This is a genomic window from Thermasporomyces composti, assembly GCF_003386795.1.
GTDB lineage: Bacteria > Actinomycetota > Actinomycetes > Propionibacteriales > Actinopolymorphaceae > Thermasporomyces > Thermasporomyces composti.
In genome coordinates, this window is the sequence record NZ_QTUC01000001.1 from 1,010,255 (window position 1) to 1,027,147 (window position 16,893).

The 16,893-nt window shown below is 71.3% G+C and carries 12 protein-coding genes; 3 read left to right on the forward strand and 9 right to left on the reverse strand.

What is annotated here, in order from left to right; translation table 11 throughout:
- Positions 1-9: 9 nt before the first annotated feature.
- Entirely contained in the window at positions 10-363 is a 354-nt protein-coding gene (locus DFJ64_RS04370) for a DUF3817 domain-containing protein (RefSeq protein WP_115849282.1), read from the reverse strand.
- Complete coding sequence (locus DFJ64_RS04375; protein ID WP_147304591.1) at positions 360-974, reverse strand: hypothetical protein; 615 nt, start codon at positions 972-974, stop codon at positions 360-362. The genes DFJ64_RS04370 and DFJ64_RS04375 overlap by 4 nt, the downstream gene beginning before the upstream one ends.
- 217 nt (positions 975-1,191) lie before the next feature.
- On the opposite strand from DFJ64_RS04375, the gene DFJ64_RS04380 reads away from it, so the two are divergent.
- From DFJ64_RS04380 to DFJ64_RS04390, 3 genes are all read left to right on the forward strand, one after another.
- The gene (locus DFJ64_RS04380) at positions 1,192-2,268 is read left to right on the forward strand and encodes a ThiF family adenylyltransferase (protein ID WP_115849284.1); all 1,077 of its coding nucleotides are present in this window, start codon (positions 1,192-1,194) and stop codon (positions 2,266-2,268) included.
- A gap of 180 nt (positions 2,269-2,448) precedes the next feature.
- Positions 2,449-3,300: an LLM class flavin-dependent oxidoreductase gene (locus DFJ64_RS04385; RefSeq protein ID WP_115849285.1), complete on the forward strand. Its 852-nt coding sequence runs from the start codon at positions 2,449-2,451 to the stop codon at positions 3,298-3,300.
- A gap of 210 nt (positions 3,301-3,510) precedes the next feature.
- The gene (locus DFJ64_RS04390; protein WP_211310724.1) at positions 3,511-4,848 is read left to right on the forward strand and encodes an ABC1 kinase family protein; all 1,338 of its coding nucleotides are present in this window, start codon (positions 3,511-3,513) and stop codon (positions 4,846-4,848) included.
- Positions 4,849-5,280: 432 nt separating this feature from the next.
- Here the strand turns inward: DFJ64_RS04390 and DFJ64_RS04395 are convergent, their stop codons facing one another.
- From DFJ64_RS04395 to DFJ64_RS04420, 7 genes are all read right to left on the reverse strand, one after another.
- Positions 5,281-5,562, reverse strand: a complete 282-nt coding sequence (locus DFJ64_RS04395; RefSeq protein WP_115849287.1) for a WhiB family transcriptional regulator — start codon at positions 5,560-5,562, stop codon at positions 5,281-5,283.
- A gap of 568 nt (positions 5,563-6,130) precedes the next feature.
- Positions 6,131-8,326, reverse strand: coding sequence for an ATP-dependent DNA helicase UvrD2 (locus DFJ64_RS04400; RefSeq protein WP_115849288.1), 2,196 nt, complete (start codon positions 8,324-8,326; stop codon positions 6,131-6,133).
- Positions 8,327-8,452: 126 nt separating this feature from the next.
- Positions 8,453-8,713: a mycoredoxin gene (locus DFJ64_RS04405; RefSeq protein ID WP_115849289.1), complete on the reverse strand. Its 261-nt coding sequence runs from the start codon at positions 8,711-8,713 to the stop codon at positions 8,453-8,455.
- A gap of 263 nt (positions 8,714-8,976) precedes the next feature.
- Positions 8,977-9,927 carry an NAD(+) diphosphatase gene (nudC, locus tag DFJ64_RS04410; protein ID WP_245940940.1) on the reverse strand — a complete coding sequence of 317 codons (951 nt, stop codon included), beginning with the start codon at positions 9,925-9,927 and terminating at the stop codon, positions 8,977-8,979.
- A 97-nt stretch (positions 9,928-10,024) separates the two neighbouring features.
- Entirely contained in the window at positions 10,025-10,168 is a 144-nt protein-coding gene (locus DFJ64_RS19620) for a hypothetical protein (protein WP_211310489.1), read from the reverse strand.
- A 186-nt stretch (positions 10,169-10,354) separates the two neighbouring features.
- Positions 10,355-13,672: an ATP-dependent helicase gene (locus DFJ64_RS04415; RefSeq protein ID WP_147304593.1), complete on the reverse strand. Its 3,318-nt coding sequence runs from the start codon at positions 13,670-13,672 to the stop codon at positions 10,355-10,357.
- Entirely contained in the window at positions 13,669-16,857 is a 3,189-nt protein-coding gene (locus DFJ64_RS04420; RefSeq protein ID WP_211310490.1) for an ATP-dependent helicase, read from the reverse strand. Before DFJ64_RS04420 ends, DFJ64_RS04415 begins: the two co-directional genes overlap by 4 nt.
- Positions 16,858-16,893: the final 36 nt, after the last annotated feature.

Consider the following 16,893-nt stretch of genomic DNA (forward strand, 5'->3'; position numbering starts at 1 on the left):
ACGGCCCGCTCAGAGGCGTCGACCATCCCGCGTCCGCTTGACGACCACCCGTTCGGCGACGAAGGAGACGAACGGGACGGTTCCGGCGAGAAGGACGAGAACGGTGCCCTTCACCGACCATCGCGCGCGAAGGGCGAGGTGGGCGCTGAGCACGAGGTAGACCATGTAGAGGAACCCGTGGAGCGGGCCGACGAGCGCGACCAGCCTCGGGTCGCCGCCGGCGTACTTCATGGGCATGGCGACGCAGACCAGCACCAGGAGAAACACACCGACGACGTAGGCGATCACGCGGTAGCGCGTGAGCGGCCCGCCCAGGTCCGGGTACCGCGTCGACGGGGACGTTTCGACAGTGGACTCGGTCATCTTCTCCTCGATCGTTCCTGCAGACGCGCTCGCTCGTGCAAGGCGGCCAGGTACCGGTTGTACGCGGCGAGCTCGGCGTCCTCGGGGTCGTCCGACGTCGGCTGCGTCGCTCCAGGTGAGGTGTCGCCGGTGGAGCCTTGCAGCCCTGGCGGTGTGGCCGCCCCGGCACGCACGTCTCGCGGCGTCGGCGCAGCGCCCTGGCTCCTCACGCCGTCCACGGCGTCCGGTGCGTCCCCTTCTTCCTCTTCTTCCTCGTCGGAGGCTGGTGGCTCTCGGAGCAGCTTCCACCACACGTAGACGGCGAACGCCGCGAAGAACGGCCACTCCAGCGAGTAGCCGAGGTTCTGCCAGTCGCCGTTCTCGGAGTCGAACCGGGTCAGCTGCCACCACGCCATCGCCAGGCACACGACGACCGCCACAGCGACGACGAGTGTGAAGAGGATCCAGCGCGGGGTCAGCAGCTTGCGGACGGTCTCCGCCGCGTCGAGCCTCTCAACGTCTCGAGGAGTCGCTGAGGTCGCGACCGGCTCGCCGTCGGCGTCGCCGGTGAACGTTCCCGCCTCGCGCTGCACCTGGCGCCGCTCCTCCTCCACGGCCTCAGTGTCCCTCACGTGTCGTGGCGTCGATCCACGTGTCGAGCGTCCATGCCCGCGGGGCGTCCACGGAGCGTCCACGTGTCGGGCGTCCATCCACGCGTCGTGGTGACCTTAACACCGCCTGTGGAAAACCCGGACGGGCGGCGAACCCAACGTGACAGGCTTCACCTCCGAAGAGGTGCCCGCGAGGGTGCCGGGGTCACCGCGGCCTGCCCGGAGGGGAGGTTTTGCTGTGCGTCCGCGACTCAAGCCAGCCCTGCGTCGCGTGTGGCGCGATCACCAGACCCTGCAGATCGGGCTGGACCCCGACAACGCGGTCGTCGTCACCGGCCTCGACCCAGCCCTGCGGAAGATCGTCGACAACCTCACCGGCCGACGCACCGAAGAGGCCCTGCTCGCCCAGGCTCGTGCGCACGGTGTGACCGACACGCGCGCCCGACGTCTCCTCCGCATCCTCGCCGACGCGGGCGCGCTCGACGACGGCGACGTCGATGGCACAGTCCTGTGCGGCCTCGAGCCGACGGAGCGGCAGCGACTCATGCCGGACCTCGCGGCCCGTTCCCTGGTCAGCAAGTCCCCGGACGGCGGGACGGGCACGCTCGCACGCCGACGCCGCGCTCGCCTCGCCGTGCACGGCGCGGGACGGATCGGCGCCTCGATCGCCACCCTGCTCGGCGCCGCCGGCGTGGGGACCGTCCTGGTCGCCGACCCCACGAAGACCCGACCGGGCGACCTTGCTCCGGCCGGTCTCGGCCCGGTCGACGTCGGCAGGCCACGCGCGGCGGGCGTCCGTCGCGCGGTCACCGCGTTCACCTCGTCGACCACGGTCTCCGTCGTCGGTGAGTCCACCCCGCTCCGCCCGCACGTCGCCGTCCTCGCGCCGGACGACGAGCCCGACCGCATGCTCGCCGACGCCCTCGTTCGGGCCGGCATCCCCCATCTCGTCGTCCGCATGCGTGACGCGCGCGCGATCGTGGGCCCCTTCGTGCTTCCCGGGAAGTCGTCCTGCGTCCGCTGCCACGACATGCACCGCGCCGCACGCGACCCCGCGTGGCCACGAGTCCTCGCCCAGCTGCTCGGCGCGCCGCACCACGCCCCCGCCTGCGACGTCGTCCTCGCCACGATGACGGCCGCCTACGCCAGCCTGCACGTTCTCGCCTTCCTCGACGGCATGCGACCGCCCTCCGTCGACGCCACGCTCGAGATCGACTTGCCGTTCGGCAGCGTGCGCCGGCGTACTTGGTCGGCCCACCCGGCGTGCGGATGCCAGTGGGATCCCGAACCGCGTCCGAGTGCGATCGCCGCGTGACCGTGCTTGTCCTCGAATCCTGGGCTTGTCCTCGAAGCTTGGCGTGTCCTGAAGACGTGGGCGTGCCGTGCGCGACCGTCGGACCGGTCCTCCGCGCATCGTCGGCTGGTCGGGTGCCGCCTTCCTCGGGCGTGTCTCATGCCGCAGGGCCTGTCGGACCCGCCCTTAGGCTGCGGGCCCATGAAGTTCGGCTTCGTCATGCCCAGCGGAGACGCCCGGGACGCGGCGGACCTCGCGGCCATCGCCGAAGACCACGGCTGGGACGGCTTCTTCGTCTGGGAGGGAATCTGGTCGGTCGACGCCTGGACGTGTCTCGCCGCGGCGGCGATGCGGACCCAGCGGATCCGTCTCGGCACCATGCTGACGCCGCTTCCTCGGCGCAAACCGTGGGAACTGGCCAGTCAGACGTCCACGCTCGACAACCTGTCCGGTGGCCGGGTCATCCTCGCCGTCGGCCTCGGGGTCAGCGCCGACGAAGGGGACCGGTGGTGGCTGTTCGAGGACGACCCCGGTCGGGTCACGCGCGCGGAGATGCTCGACGAAGGCCTGGAGATGCTCCAGCTCCTGTGGCGGGGGGAGCCTTTCGAGTTCCACGGCCGGCACTACCGGGCGCGTCGAACCGACGCCTTGGCGCCCGCTCCGCAGACCCCCGTCCAGAAACCGCGGATCCCGATCTGGGTGGTCGGTGCCTGGCCACGTCCCAAGTCCATGCGTCGCGCCGCCGCCTGGGACGGCTGGCTCCCCAACTACCTGCCCAAGGACGGCCAACACCGAGAACTCACACCCCAGGTCTGTGCGGACGGAGTGCAGTGGATCCGCACCCACCGAGGCGCGGACTCCATGGACGGCTACGACGTCGTCGTCGAAGGCGTGACCTCGGCGGATGACCCGGCAGCGGCGGCCGCGACCGTTCGTCCCTGGGCGGAGGCTGGCGCGACCTGGTGGCTCGATGCCAACTGGTCGATTCCACCAGAGCAGGTCCGCGAGGAGTCCGAACGTCGGCTTCGCGCGGGTCCGCCCCGGATCGACTGAGCCGGTCCGCGCGAACGGGCGTGGGTCCCCGCTGGCGCAGGGCATACGGTCTGTCCGTCCCAGGGCGTGCCGTCGTCCCGCGGCAGGACTCGTGTCACACTGCCTGAGGTGGCTCTGCGCGAGCCCATCCGACGACGTGACAGCACGACGCTCCAACTTTCGCGGGATGATGCATCCTTGACTTTGCCGGACAATGGTGACGTGCGCGACATGCCGCGGAGCGCCGCCGCGCGAACGGCGCGTCTGGCCAGCCTGCCACTGAGCATCGCTGGACGGACCGCGCTCGGGCTGGGCAAGCGTCTCGGCGGCAAGTCGGCCGAGGCCGTCGCGGCTGATCTGCAACGCCGCACCGCGGACCAGCTCTTCCGGGTGCTCGGTGAGCTCAAGGGCGGCGCCATGAAGTTCGGCCAGGCGCTGTCGGTCTTCGAAGCCGCCCTCCCCGAGCACTTGGCCGCCCCCTACCGTGCGACGCTCACCAAGCTCCAAGACTCCGCGCCCCCCATGCCCGCCGAGCAGGTCCACCGGGTGTTGGAGCGGGAGCTCGGGACGAACTGGCGCCGCCGGCTGCGCGGCTTCTGCGACGAGCCGGCGGCCGCGGCCTCGATCGGTCAGGTGCACCGGGCGCGGTGGCCGGACGGTCGCGAGGTCGCCGTCAAAGTCCAGTACCCAGGCGCGGCCGACGCGCTGCGGGCCGACCTCAACCAGCTCGCGAGGGTGAGCCGGCTGTTCGCGTCCTTGCTGCCCGGCCTCGAGGTCAAGCCGCTCATCGAGGAGCTGAAGGCGAGGATCGGCGAAGAGCTCGACTATCGCCTGGAGGCGGAGGCACAGGCCGGCTTCGCGGCCGCGTTCGACGGCGACCCTGAGATCGCGGTGCCACGCGTCCGGCTCTACACCCGACACGTCCTGGTGACGGACTGGCTGGAGGGGAGGCCGCTCAGCGAGATCATCGCGCACGGTACCCAGGAGGAACGCGACCGCGCTGGCTTGCTCTTCGTCCGCTTCCTCTTCGCCGGTCCCGCCCGTGCGGGGCTCCTGCACGCCGATCCCCACCCGGGCAACTTCCGCATGACGCCCGACGGTCGACTCGGTGTGCTCGATTTCGGCCTCGTGGCGCGGCTGCCAGGCGGCCTTCCTCCACAGATCGGCCGGCTGTTGCGTATCGGGCTGGACGGTGACTTCGACACCGTCGTCGAAGGCCTCCGTGCTGAGGGCTTCATCAAGCCTGGTGTCGAGATCGACCCGCAGGAGCTGCACGACTACCTTCGCCCGTTCACCGAGCCGGCCCAGGCGGAGACGTTCCACTTCACGCGGGACTGGATGCGGACGCAGTTCCAACGGATCACCGACATTCGTGATCAGAGCGCCCGCACCGCCCTGCGCCTGAACTTGCCGCCGTCGTACCTGCTCATCCACCGCGTCTGGAGCGGTGGCATCGGCGTGCTCTCCCAGCTCGGGACGAACGCGCCGTTCCGCGCTGAGCTGGAACGGTGGCTGCCCGGCTTCGCCGACGAGCTCGACTCCGACCTCCCCGAAGACGAGCCGGCTTAGCTCGAAGACGAGTCGGTCGACGATCGCCGCGGTGAGGACTGGTCACCGCAAGGCAGGGTTGCATGCCGAAGCTGGTCGGGTCACCGGCCTCGCGGTGCCCCGACCAGCCCGACTCAGATCACTTCGCTGTCAGGCGAAGCGCGCCCGAAGCCGCACGCAGCGCGGCTCCCATACGGCTCAGCTGGCGGGCGCGCACCAGCTGAGCCGCTCGTCGGTCACGTTCGGCCGACCTGACGCGGGCTTGTATCTGCGCCCGCGCCAGGTCTTCGTACAAACCTTGCATGGTGCTCCTCGTCGAGGGGTGGGGGAAAACGTCTCGTTCCAGGCGACCTGTCGGTGCCGGGTCAGCGGAGATCGCGATGCTCATCGGTGCTCACCGTGCTTTCACATGGAGGGTCTGGAGGACTCGGACCACGAGGAGGACGTGGACCACTAGGCAGCGACGTCGTTCTTGCGCGGACGTCCTCGCGGCCGCTTGCGCGGAACGACTACGCCGGCGATGAACAACTCGCCGCCCCAGACTCCCCATGGCTCACGCCGGGCGAGCGCGCCATCGAGGCACTTCCGCCGGACCGGGCAGCCGAGGCAGATCGACTTGGCGAACTCCACGTCAGCCGGGGATTCGGCGAAGAAGAGCTCTGGATCGAATGACCGGCACGGAAGCTCTCCGTCCGCAGCCACCTCAGACGTGATGTCGAGGATGCTGACGGTCACTTCCAGTCACCTCCCTGTCTCCTGCTGTCGTGTGGCCGGGTCTGTCCCGAGCCGGATCGCTCGAACTGTGTGGTGGAACGCTTGGTTGGCCGGATCCGCGACCCGTCGCAGCGAGGCAAACGAAAAGGCCGCGAATCCCGATGTCGGGAGTCCGCGGCCTTGGAGGTGCCGGTCTGCGACAGGTCATAAGACCGGTGGACTCCAGGCTGGGACACCCGACAGGGAGGACTCGGTGCTGAGAGCGGAGAGATCAGACTGATCGCTTGCCAGGAGAAGGCTGGCCGGACCGCCGTAGACCCTCCGGCTGCGCGGTCGAAGAATGAACCCGACGCTGGACACACCTGTCCCCCGGGACGCGAGCTCGACGGGCGAGATCATGCGCATTCCAACCGAGGGACCTGGGAAGGACGCGCCGGCCACGAGCTCACGCGAGATCTCCGCGCTGATCACCGGACGCACCTCCCTCCAGCTTCAGACATGACAGTCCACGCGACGGGACCAGACCCCCATGACCCTACGAGGAACTTCTCCCGACGGCAACGTATTTTTCGGGCCGGTTCCCAGAGCTTTACCGAACCGTGGCTTGGCCACGGTTCGCAGGTTCGTGGGAGCCCTCGTCGCCGTCGACACCTTCCCCCGAGCAGATCGCCAGCACCGGTTCGGCGTACCGCTCGAGCTTAGCCGCACTGACCCCTGGGATCGATGCCAGTGTCGCTCGATCCGTCGGTCGAGCCTCAGCGATCGCCACGAGTGTCGCGTCGGTGAAGACGCAGTAGTCGGGGACGCGCTGCTCCCGCGCCTGGTCCGATCGCCAGGACTTCAACGCCGCGAAGATCCGCTCGTCGTAGCTGGCCGGGCAGTCCACACACCGCCCCAGCTTCCGTTCGGTCGCGGTGTGCAACGGTCGGTCACAGCGACGACAGCGGGCGACGGTCTTGGTCGCCTTCCGACGAACGCCGTCCGCGCTCGGTGCCCGTCGACCCGCATCCCCTCGGGGCCGGAGACTGTCGAGGAACCGCGACGGTTGCCGGTGGGCGCGACTACCGGGGACGCGGGCGAGCGCCCACGAGATGGCGAGGTGGACACGCGCGCGGGTGACACCCACGTAGAGCAGCCGGCGTTCCTCCTCCACCTGCTCGGCCGTCTCGGCGTAGGAGATCGGGATCACTCCCTCGTGGACGCCCGCGAGGAAGACCGCGTCCCACTCGAGTCCCTTGGCCGCGTGGAGAGTCGCGAGCGTCACACCGTCTCCCGTCGGCGCGTGCTGGGTGGCGGCGCGCTCGTCAAGAACGGAGAGGAACGCTTCGAGGTCAGCGGTCGGGTCGTCCCGGGCGACGTCGTCGGCGAGCGCGACGAGCGCGGCGAGTGACTCCCACCGTTCCCGGACGGCGCCGGACCCCTGGGGCGCTTGCGGCGTCCACCCTGCCGCGGCCAAGACCGCGCGCACGTCCGCGCCGAGACCCGCGTCGGAACGCTCCCCCGCCCGCAACGCACCGCGGAGGAGGACCAGCGCCTCCCGGACCTCCGGCCGGTCGAAGAACCGTTCCGCACCACGAACCAGGTAGGGAATGTCACGCTCAGCGAAGGCCTGCTCGAGCACCTCCGACTGGGCGTTGGTTCGGAACAGCACCGCGATCTCTCGTGGCGGCACGCCGCGGCGGATGAGCTCGCCGACCGAGCGAGCGATACCTTCGGCCTCGGCCACCTCGTCCGGGTACTCGGTGAAGGTGGGCTCGGGGCCGTCCGGACGTTGCGCGCGCAACGTCAGGCGATACCGACTCGCCGGCCCCTGCGCCTCGGCGAGGAGCTGGTTGGCCACCCGCACGACCTGAGGCGTGGAGCGATAGTCACGCTCCAGGCGGATCACCGTCGCATCAGGGTGGCGAACAGCGAAGTTGAGCAGATAGGACGGCGTGGCACCCGCGAAGGAGTAGATGGTCTGGTTGGCGTCGCCCACGACGCAGATGTCGGAGCGCTCGCCCAACCACAGGTCGAGCAAGGTCTGCTGGACAGGGCTCACGTCCTGGTACTCGTCCACAACGAAGTGGCGGTACTGCGCGCGCACCTCGGCCGCCACCTTGGGCGAGTCGGCGAGCAGAGCCGCTGCGCAGAGCAGGACGTCTTCCAAGTCGACGTAGCCCTGCTCGCGGCGTACCTCTTCGTACGCGGCGAAGACGCGGGCGACCGTGACCGGGTCGAACCCCGCGAGCCGACGGCCGACCTTCTCCGCGATCGCTGGATAGTCGTCTGGCCGGACGTTGCTGACCTTGGCCCACTCGATCTCACTGGCCAGGTCGCGACGCCCAGGCAGGTCCACCGTCACGCGACACCGCGCGGCCGCCTCGGCGACGAACCGCAGCTTGCTCTCCACGACCGGAGGCAGCTCCGTGCGGTAGACCTGGGGCCAGAAGTAGCGCGCCTGTCGCAGCGCCGCGGAGTGGAACGTGCGCGCCTGAACGCCGGCCACACCGAGCTCCCGCAGGCGGGCGCGCATCTCTCCAGCCGCTCGCGTGGTGAACGTCACCGCGAGGACGTTCTGCGGGCGCCACCGCCCCGACAGGACGGCGTAGGCGATCCGATGGGTGATCGTGCGGGTCTTGCCCGTACCAGCCCCAGCGAGGATGCAGACCGGACCGTCGAGGCAGGTCGCGGCTTGCCGCTGCTCCGGGTCGAGCACAGCGAGCACGGCGTCAGCGCTCGCGGGCCGGCGGCGGACAACTCCGCGCGACGCGGTCGCGGGCACGGCCTCGGTCACAGGCGCCATGATTCCAGTCCGGACCGACGACCGAAACCACGTCCTCGCCCACAACCCGACCGACCGGCGGGGAGTGGAGGAGGTGGTGACGAGCTCGACAGGACGAGAAGCTCGGAAAGCGGAAGGAAGAAGTGGTCAGCGAGCCTGCGCGTCGACGAGCGCCAGCCGCTCCTGGACCTGCTTCAGCGACGGGTTGGTGAGGGCGGAGCCGTCGGGGAAGACCACGGTCGGCACCGTCTTGTTGCCGTCGTTGATCTTGGCGACCAGCTCGGCGGCCTCCGGATGCTGCTCGATGTCGACCTCGCTGTAAGCGATCCCCGCCCGGTCGAGCTGACCCTTCAGCCGCCGGCAGTAGCCACACCACGGCGTGGTGTACATCGTGATCGTGGTCGACATCGGGTTCCTCCTGGCGTCGAAGCGTCGGTTACCCTTGGGAACACCGGACGGCGGGCGGTTGTTCCCGCCCTGCCCGGGTGTCTCCCGAGCTGACCTGGCCGTGGTGGTTGATCGGAGGTCAGGTCCTTCGGCCCGGGGACCAGCGGGACTCTACCCGTGGGGTGCGGAGGAGTCAGCGGTGTGGAGGACCCAGCGGTGTGGAGGACTCAGCGTCGCGGTAGCGCTCACGGGTGAGCACCGCGACGCCGGCTGGTAGGTGAGGTCTAGTCGCTCAGCTCGTCGCCGTACCAGCTCTCGATCAACGCGCGCGCGATCGAGGCTCGTCCCGGCAGGAGGAGCTCCGCCGTGCGGACCGCCTCCGCCAGCTGGGCACGGGAGAACCACCGCGCCTCGGCGATCTCCTCCTCGTCCACCTTGATCTGCGTCGTCACCGCCCTGGCGAAGAACCCGAGCATGAGGCTGGACGGGAACGGCCACGGCTGGCTCCCGGCGTAGACGGGGTCCACGATCTCGATACCGGTCTCCTCGCGCACCTCCCGAGCCACGGCGTGCTCGAGCGGTTCGCCGGGCTCGACGAACCCGGCGAGCGTGGAGAAGCGCTTCGCAGGCCAGCTTCTCTGCCGTCCCAGCAGGCACCGGTCCTGGTCATCCGTGACCAAGACGATGATCGCCGGATCGGTACGCGGGAAGTGCTGCGCCCGACACTCCGGACACTCCCGGACGTGTCCTCCGTGGCTGGGCGCCGTCGCCGCTCCGCACCGCGAGCAACGGGGGTGGTTCGCGTGCCAGTTGACCAACGCGGTCGCGTGCACGAACACCCCGGCGTCTCGGTCGGAGAGCAGGTGGCCGGCGTCACGCACACTCACCAGCCGGTCCGCCCCCACGGCGGCGAGGACCGTCGCCTCGTCGATCTCCCCCCTCGTCTGATCGTCGGGAACGGGGCCAGCGGGAACGACGAAGTACGGCACACCGTCGCCGTCGAGACCGAGCAGGTAGTGCTCCGCCTCGGCCAGGCCCACCTCACCCAGCCGCGACGGCGAGGTGTAGACCAGCGCGGTGCCCGAGGGGTCCACCGGCGCCTTGCCGTCCATGACCACCAGAACCCGACAACGCGGGTCGAACCACCGCGCATCGACCCAGGCGGGGTTCACCCGGCGTTCGGTCGCACGGTCAAGGGTCGAGCGGGCCAGCGGGAGCGGAGACAGGCGCGACACGCTCAGCACTGTAGTCGCCGTCGACGATCTCCCTGTCTCAGCGGCCACCACCCCGGGCCGCGACGCCCACGCCCGATCGCCACCGACGTTCACGCGCTCAGTCGAGCAGCGGAAGCACCACGACGCTCGCGTAGTCGGTCTCGATGAACGCACCCTCACGCACGATGGGGACGGCGACCCAGCGCTCGCGGTGATGCTCGTACCACAGCAGGTACTCACGGGACCGGTCGAGACGACGCATGACGAAGGCTCCTCCCCGTCAGGATCCGTCCGCCAACCCCGTCGCGAACGCCACGACGTCGCCGCGTGACGCTGGCTCCTCCACGGATCCAGCCCCACCGCGCCGTCGCGATCGAACGCGTGACCGAACGCTAACCCGGTGCACCGACAATCGAACGCGAACGACCGGAGCCAGCGCATCGCCTCCCTAGGAATCGACCTCCGGCACGGCCGTCAACAGCGCCTCGAGTCCCTCGGCGTCGAGCAGGTCCACCGGCCGGACGGTCACACCGTCTCGCACGTAGTGGAACGCCGCGCTCACCCGGTCCAGAGGCAGCCCGGTGATCTGGGACCACGCCAGCCGATACGCCGCCAGCTGGACCGACCTGGCCGCCTCCTCCTCCGGATCTCGCGGCGGCCGTCCGGTCTTCCAGTCGACGACCTCGATTCCCGTGTACCCGCCGTCGGGGGTTCGCGGGCCGACCGGGAAGACGGCGTCGGCTCTGCCTCGAATGACGATGCCCGCCACGACGAGCTCGAACGGCGCCTCGACCTCCAGCGGCTGACGGTCCGCCCACTCCGACTTGAGGAACGCTTCCTGGAGCGCGACCAGATCCTCGTCCGGCGTGGCCTCCGCGTCGGCGGAACCGGGGAGCTCGTCGAGGTCGAGCAACGGTGGTCGGCCGTACCGCGCCTCGAGCCACGCGTGGAAGGCGGTGCCCCGGCGAGCGAGGGGGTTGGGTGGCCTCGGGACCGGTCGACGGATCGTCCCGGCGAGCGCGGCTGGGTCGCGTCGGAGCTGCACGAGGTGGCTGACCGCCAGCCGACTGGGCAGCTCGACGACGACCTCCTCACCGGCCTGCCGACGGGCTCGTTCGGCGAGGAGCAGGTCGACGTCCCGCTGCCATTCCCGGGCGGCGAGCGCGACGGTCGTCGAGAGTGGTGTCCCGTCCGCCAACGCGGCGCTGGCCCGCCGCACCAGCTCGGCGCCGAGCTCCACGTCGCGGCGACGTTCGGGGGTGAGCGGGTCGTAGGGCCAGGCGTGCTGGCGTGGCGTGGCGGTGAGCGGGTTCCCAGCGGCGACGTCGACCTCCTCGTGCCAGACCGGAACCTCCCCCGCGCCGTCACGGCAGGCGGCCGCGACCTCCAGGAGGAACTCCCCCGGGACTCGCGGCCTCTGGGTCTCGTCCCAGCGGTAGCCGGACCAGACGAGCAGCTGACGAGCTCGGGTCGTGGCGACGTACGCCAGCCGGCGCTCCTCCAGGCGGGCTCGGGCGCCGCAGTCGTCGACGAACCGCTCGAAGGCCTCCTTGACCTCCCGTTGGTCTTCGGCGCGCTCGACCTCCAAGGTCGGTAGCGCCTCCGCGTCACCGCGCAGTGGGAACGGCAGCGCCCCGATGTCGGACAGCCACGCCTTGTCCCCGCCCGTGGCCGCGGGGAAGACGCCCTCGACCGCACCCGGCACGACGACGACATCCCACTCCAGTCCCTTCGCGCCGTGCACGGTGAGGATCTGCACCCGCTCGCCGTCCACCTCGACCTGACCCGGCTCCAAGCCGCGCTCCTCCGCGTCGGCGGCATCGAGGTAGGCGAGGAACGCCGACAACGTCTCCCCTTCACCGCTCTCGGCGAACGCCACGGCCACGTCGAGGAACGCGTCGAGGTCGGCGCGAGCGAGCGCGACGTCGCCGGTGCGCGCGGCGACCTCGACGTCCAGGCCCAGGGTCACGATGACGTCGCTCACCAGGTCGACCAGCGGCTGGGCGACCCTCCCGCGCAGCCAGCGCAGCTCCGCCGCGAGCCGTGTCAGCCGCCGCCAGCCCTCGGGAGAGAAGCGTTCGGGCTCCTTGTGGGCCTCGAGCGCGTCGAGCGCGTCGATGATGCTCGCGTCGTCGACGTCGTCGGGCGTCGCGTCGTTCACGTCCGACGACGGACGGGCCAACTGCCGCGCCCATTCCCCCAGCGCCTCCAGGTCACGCGGCCCGATCCGCCACCGCGGGCCCGTGAGCAGCCGCATGAGGGCGTCGCCTCGGCTGGGGTCGGCGAGCACCCGGAGAGTCGCCACGACGTCCGACACCGGTGGCGCCGCCAACAACCCGCCGACGCCGACGATCTCCACCGGGAGGCCGGCGCCGCGCAGGGCGCAGGCGATCCGGTCGATCTGGCTGCGCTTGCGGACCAACACAGCGATCGACCGGCCGGGCTCGCCCCGGGCTCGCGCGGGTTGGTCGGCATCCCAGATCGCCCGAATGCGTCGCGCGATGTCGGTCGCCTCGTCCTCGACGGTGTGGTGCAAGGCCGCGACCACCGTGCCGGGCGGGTTGCGGTCGTGGGCGCGGAGCTTCGGCACGTCCAGGCCGTCGCGCCGGAGCGGTTCGGAGAGCAGGTTCGCCACATGCAGGATGCGCGAGCCGTTGCGGAAGCTCGTCGTGAGCGAGCGGACGGACGCTGGGTCGCCGCCGGCGGTGCGGAAGTGCCGTCCGAAGGCGGTCAAGGTCGCCGCGCTCGCGCCGCGCCAGCCGTAGATGGACTGACACGGGTCCCCCACCGCCGTGATCGGATGGCCGGTGGTGCCGCCGAACAGGCCGCGCAGCAGGACGAGCTGGGCGTGACTGGTGTCTTGGTACTCGTCCAGCAGGACGACCTTGTATCTCTCGCGTTCCCGTTCCCCGACCTCCGGGAACTCCCTGGCCAGCCGTGCGGCCAACGCGGCCTGGTCGGCGAAGTCCACCGCCTCCCGACGGCGCTTCTCCTCAGCGAAGGCCTCGACGAGCGGCAGCAGCTGCAGCCGCGCGTGCTGGCGCGCCAGGGCCTCCTCCACCACGGCGTAGAGCGCCTTGCGGGTCCGGGCCACGGCCGGCTTGGACGTGACGATGTCCGTCAGCCGCTCGGTGAACGCGACGATCTCCTCGGCGCTCACCAGGTGGCCGCACATCTCGCCGTGCAACGCCAAGACAGCCTTGACGACCGTGGAGAAGGACTGCTTGACCTGGTCCATGGGGCCGTCGTAGGCCTCCACGACCCGTGCGGCGTACTGCCAGGCCATGGCCGGTGTCACCAGACGCGCCCCCGGCTCGTGCCCGAGCCTGAGCGCGTGCTCGGCGACGATCCGCTGGGCGTAGGCGTCGTAGGTGGCGACGGTGACCTCGCCGATGGTCCCGTCACCGTCCGGGCCGATGTCGATCCGAGCGCGCTCGCGCAGCTGCCCCAGCCGGCGGCGGATCCGAGCGGCCAGCTCGCGCGCGGCCTTCCGGGTGAAGGTGAGCCCGAGCACTTGCTCCGGTGAGACGAACCCGTTCGCCACCAGCCACACCACGCGGGCGGCCATGGTCTCCGTCTTGCCAGACCCGGCGCCGGCCACGACGACACCGGGCTCCAACGGCGCCTCGATCACCGCCGCCTGTTCCGGCGTCGGTGGCGGCAGACCGAGCAGGTGGGCCAGCTCGGCCGCCGTGTAGCGGACGCTTCGGCGGTCCTCGAATGGGCTTCCGGGGTCCTCGAAGGGCAGATCCAACTGCACCGTCACGGCGTGACCTGACCCCCCTCCGCGTGCAGGGGACACGACCGGCGGACCGGGCACACCCCACACCAGTGGTTCTCGATGGCGACGAACTCCTGGCCCGCCATCCCCTCCGCGGCCTGGGCGACGAGGCGTTCCGCCCAGGCCGGATCGTCGGCGTCCGCGAGCGGAGGCTGCCGCTGCACGGACGGCTTCTTCGTGTCACCACCGAGCTGAACGAGGACGGCGCCACCCGACGTGGCCTTCCTGGCCATCCTGCGGAAGCCACCTCGCTCCACCGCCAGCTGGTAGGCCCCCAGCTGGGGGTGCTGCGGCAGCTCACTGGACCCAGGCTTGCTGCGACCGGTCTTGAGGTCGACCACGACGAGCCGGCCCTCGGAGTCACGCTCCAGCCGGTCCACCCGCCCAACCAGGCGCGCCCGACCCACCTCGACCTCGAAGTCGGCCTCGGCGGCGACGAGCTCGTGCGGGTTGGCGCGCAGCCACGCGGCCAGCTTGCTGACCACCTCCCTGGCGCGGTCGTACTGCTTCGCCGCCGACCAGCCCCGGCCGGCGTCGAGCCGACTCCACCGTTGCTCGAACGCGTCGAGCAGGTCGTCGACGGCGAGGGCGCCGGTCGCGACGTCGTAGGCCAGGCCGTGGACGAGGTTGCCGAGGCTCTGGTGGAACAGGTCCCCCGCCGTTCCGCCGCAGCTCTGCAGCAGCCACCGCAACGGACACCGGATGAAGGCCTCCACCTTGCTGGGCGAGACCCTCACCGGCTCGCCCGGCTCGCGCAGGGGGCGGTCATCGGACAAGGGCGGAAGGGCGTACCACTGGTCGGGGTCGGCGCCGCGGACCCCCGCCGCGGCGAGCCGCGCCAGGTGGTGGGCGGCGGCGAGCCGACGGGGATGGTCGGGTGGGAGATCGGGGGCGCAGACCACGGACCGGAGCTCGGCCACGACGCCGGCCAGGTCGAGCCCACGCGGCACCCGGGTGAGTGGGCGCTCGTCGCCCGGGCCCGTCCAGGGCAGCAGCTCGTCGAGGAACCGGGACGGCTGCTCCTCCTCGTTCGACACGGCGGTGACCAGAAGGCGACGCCGGGCTCGCGTCACCGCCACGTAGAACAGCCTCCGTTCCTCGGCGAGCACGTGGCTCACGGTCGCCAGCGGGTTCGGATCACGCCCGGAGACCAGGTCGACGAGCGTCTCTGACCCCAGCAAAGAGCCGCGCGGCCGCAAGTCCGGCCAGACCCCTTCCTGGACGCCGACCACCGCGACGACGTCCCACTCCAGACCTTTCGCGGCGTGCGCGGTGAGGATCGCCACCGTCTCCCCCTCGGGAGCGCGAGGGGCGAGCGTGTCGCCGGGGATCTCCTGGCCCAGCAGGTGGTCGAGGAACACGGCGGGTCCAGCGGCCGGGAGCCGGTCGACGAACCGGGCCACCGTGTCGAAGAGCGCGGTCACCGCGTCGAGGTCGCGATCAGCGGCCGCGGCACCTGGTCCTCCACGCACGGCGGTCTCCGCCCAGCGTTCCGCGACCCCGCTCGCCGACCACATGGCCCACAGCACGGTCTCGGCCGTGGCGTTGGGAGCGGCCACGGCCTTCCTGGCGGCCTCCAGCAGGGTGGCGATGCGCTGCGCCGGCGCCGCCGCCACGGGGTCGAGGGGAAGCAGGGCGCCTGGATCGTCGATGGCCTCGACGAGCAGGACGGACGACGACCGTCCGCCGCCGGTGGCGAGCTCGTGCCGGCGCAGCTCTTGGCGAAGCCGCCGCAGGGCGAGCGGGTCGGCCCCGCCGTAGGGGCTGACGAGGAGGTCGAGCACCACCTCGGTGTCGAGCGCGCGTCGTCCGGTGGCGATCTCGAGCAGGGTGAGCAGCGGGCGTACGGCCGGCTGGTCGACGAGCGGCAGCTCCTCGCGACGCACGGTGGCGGGCACGCCCGCCGCGGTCAGCGTCCGACGCAGCAGGGGGATGGCGGACGCGGCCCGGACCAGGACCGCCATGCGGGACCACGGGATGCCGTCGACCAGGTGAGCCGCACGGAGGCGTTGGGCGACGAACGCCGCCTCCTGGTGGGCCGAGTGCAGCAGGTGGACGTCCACCTCGCCCTCGGGCACACGAGGGTCAGGTTCCAGCCGACGGTGGGCGGACGGACCCGGCAGTCGTCGGGCGATACGACGAGAGGCCTCCAGCAGCACCGCCCCCGCCCGCCGACTGCGGGTGAGCGCGACCGTCTCCGCCTCCGACCCATCGGCGCGCCGGAACCGCTCGGTGAACCGTCGGATCCCGTCGACGTCGGCGCCGCGGAAGGCGTAGATCGACTGGTCGGGGTCGCCCACCACGACGAGGTCCTGACCGCCGCCCGCCAGCAGCTGCAACAGCTCCTCTTGGGCCGGGTCGGTGTCTTGGTACTCGTCCACGAAGACGACGGCGCGTGCTCGGCGCTCGCGCTCCAACAGCGCGGGGTCGCCCCGCAGCAGGTCCACCGCCGCCCGCACCAGCTCCGCCGGGTCGTAGGCCGGCGCCTCGGGCCGCAGCGCGGTGACGGCGGCGTACTGGCGCGCGAAGCGTGCGGCCGCCACCCAATCGTCCCGCTGGTACTGCCGGCCGAGCTGACGCAGCTTGGCCGGGTCGACGCCCCGCTCGGCCGCGCGCAGCAGCAGGTCGCGGAGCTCCTCGGCGAAGCCCCGGGTGAGCAGCGCCGCCCGCAGCCGCTGCGGCCAGGAGCGAGCACCGAACTCCTCGACGTCACCACGCAGCAGGTCGCGGATCAACAGGTCTTGCTCGGGGCCGGACAGCAGGCGCGGGGCGGGCCGGTCACGCAGCGCGGCGTCCTGGCGGAGCAGGCCGAACGCGTAGGAGTGGAAGGTGCGGGCCAAGGGCTCGCGGATGGTGCGGCCGAGCCGGGCGGCGATGCGGTCGCGCAGCTCGGCGGCCGCACGCCGACCGAAGGTGAGCAGAAGGACCTGCTCCGGGCTCAGCCCGTCACGCTCGATCCGGTCGACGGCCGCCTCGACGAGCGTCGTGGTCTTGCCGGTCCCGGGTCCGGCGAGCACCAGGAGCGGGCCACCTCGGTGCTCGACGACCCGGCGTTGCTGGTCGTCGAGGCGAGGCGGCTCCACGGCACCGGCTCTGCGACGTCGCACCAGCCGGTAGGTCGGTGTGGCGCCGCGCGTGGCGCTCGGTCCGGTCGCTGACGAGACGGGCACGTCCGGCATTTCACCAGAGAGCACCGACGTCGATCG

Bases quoted from the DNA above. Each gene is read 5' to 3' on its own strand.
- DFJ64_RS04370 (WP_115849282.1), bottom strand. From the start codon at position 363: ATGACCGAGTCCACTGTCGAAACGTCCCCGTCGACGCGGTACCCGGAC.
- DFJ64_RS19620 (WP_211310489.1), bottom strand. From the start codon at position 10,168: ATGCGTCGTCTCGACCGGTCCCGTGAGTACCTGCTGTGGTACGAGCAT.
- DFJ64_RS04390 (WP_211310724.1), top strand. From the start codon at position 3,511: ATGCCGCGGAGCGCCGCCGCGCGAACGGCGCGTCTGGCCAGCCTGCCA.
- DFJ64_RS04400 (WP_115849288.1), bottom strand. From the start codon at position 8,326: ATGGCGCCTGTGACCGAGGCCGTGCCCGCGACCGCGTCGCGCGGAGTT.
- DFJ64_RS04385 (WP_115849285.1), top strand. From the start codon at position 2,449: ATGAAGTTCGGCTTCGTCATGCCCAGCGGAGACGCCCGGGACGCGGCG.
- DFJ64_RS04405 (WP_115849289.1), bottom strand. From the start codon at position 8,713: ATGTCGACCACGATCACGATGTACACCACGCCGTGGTGTGGCTACTGC.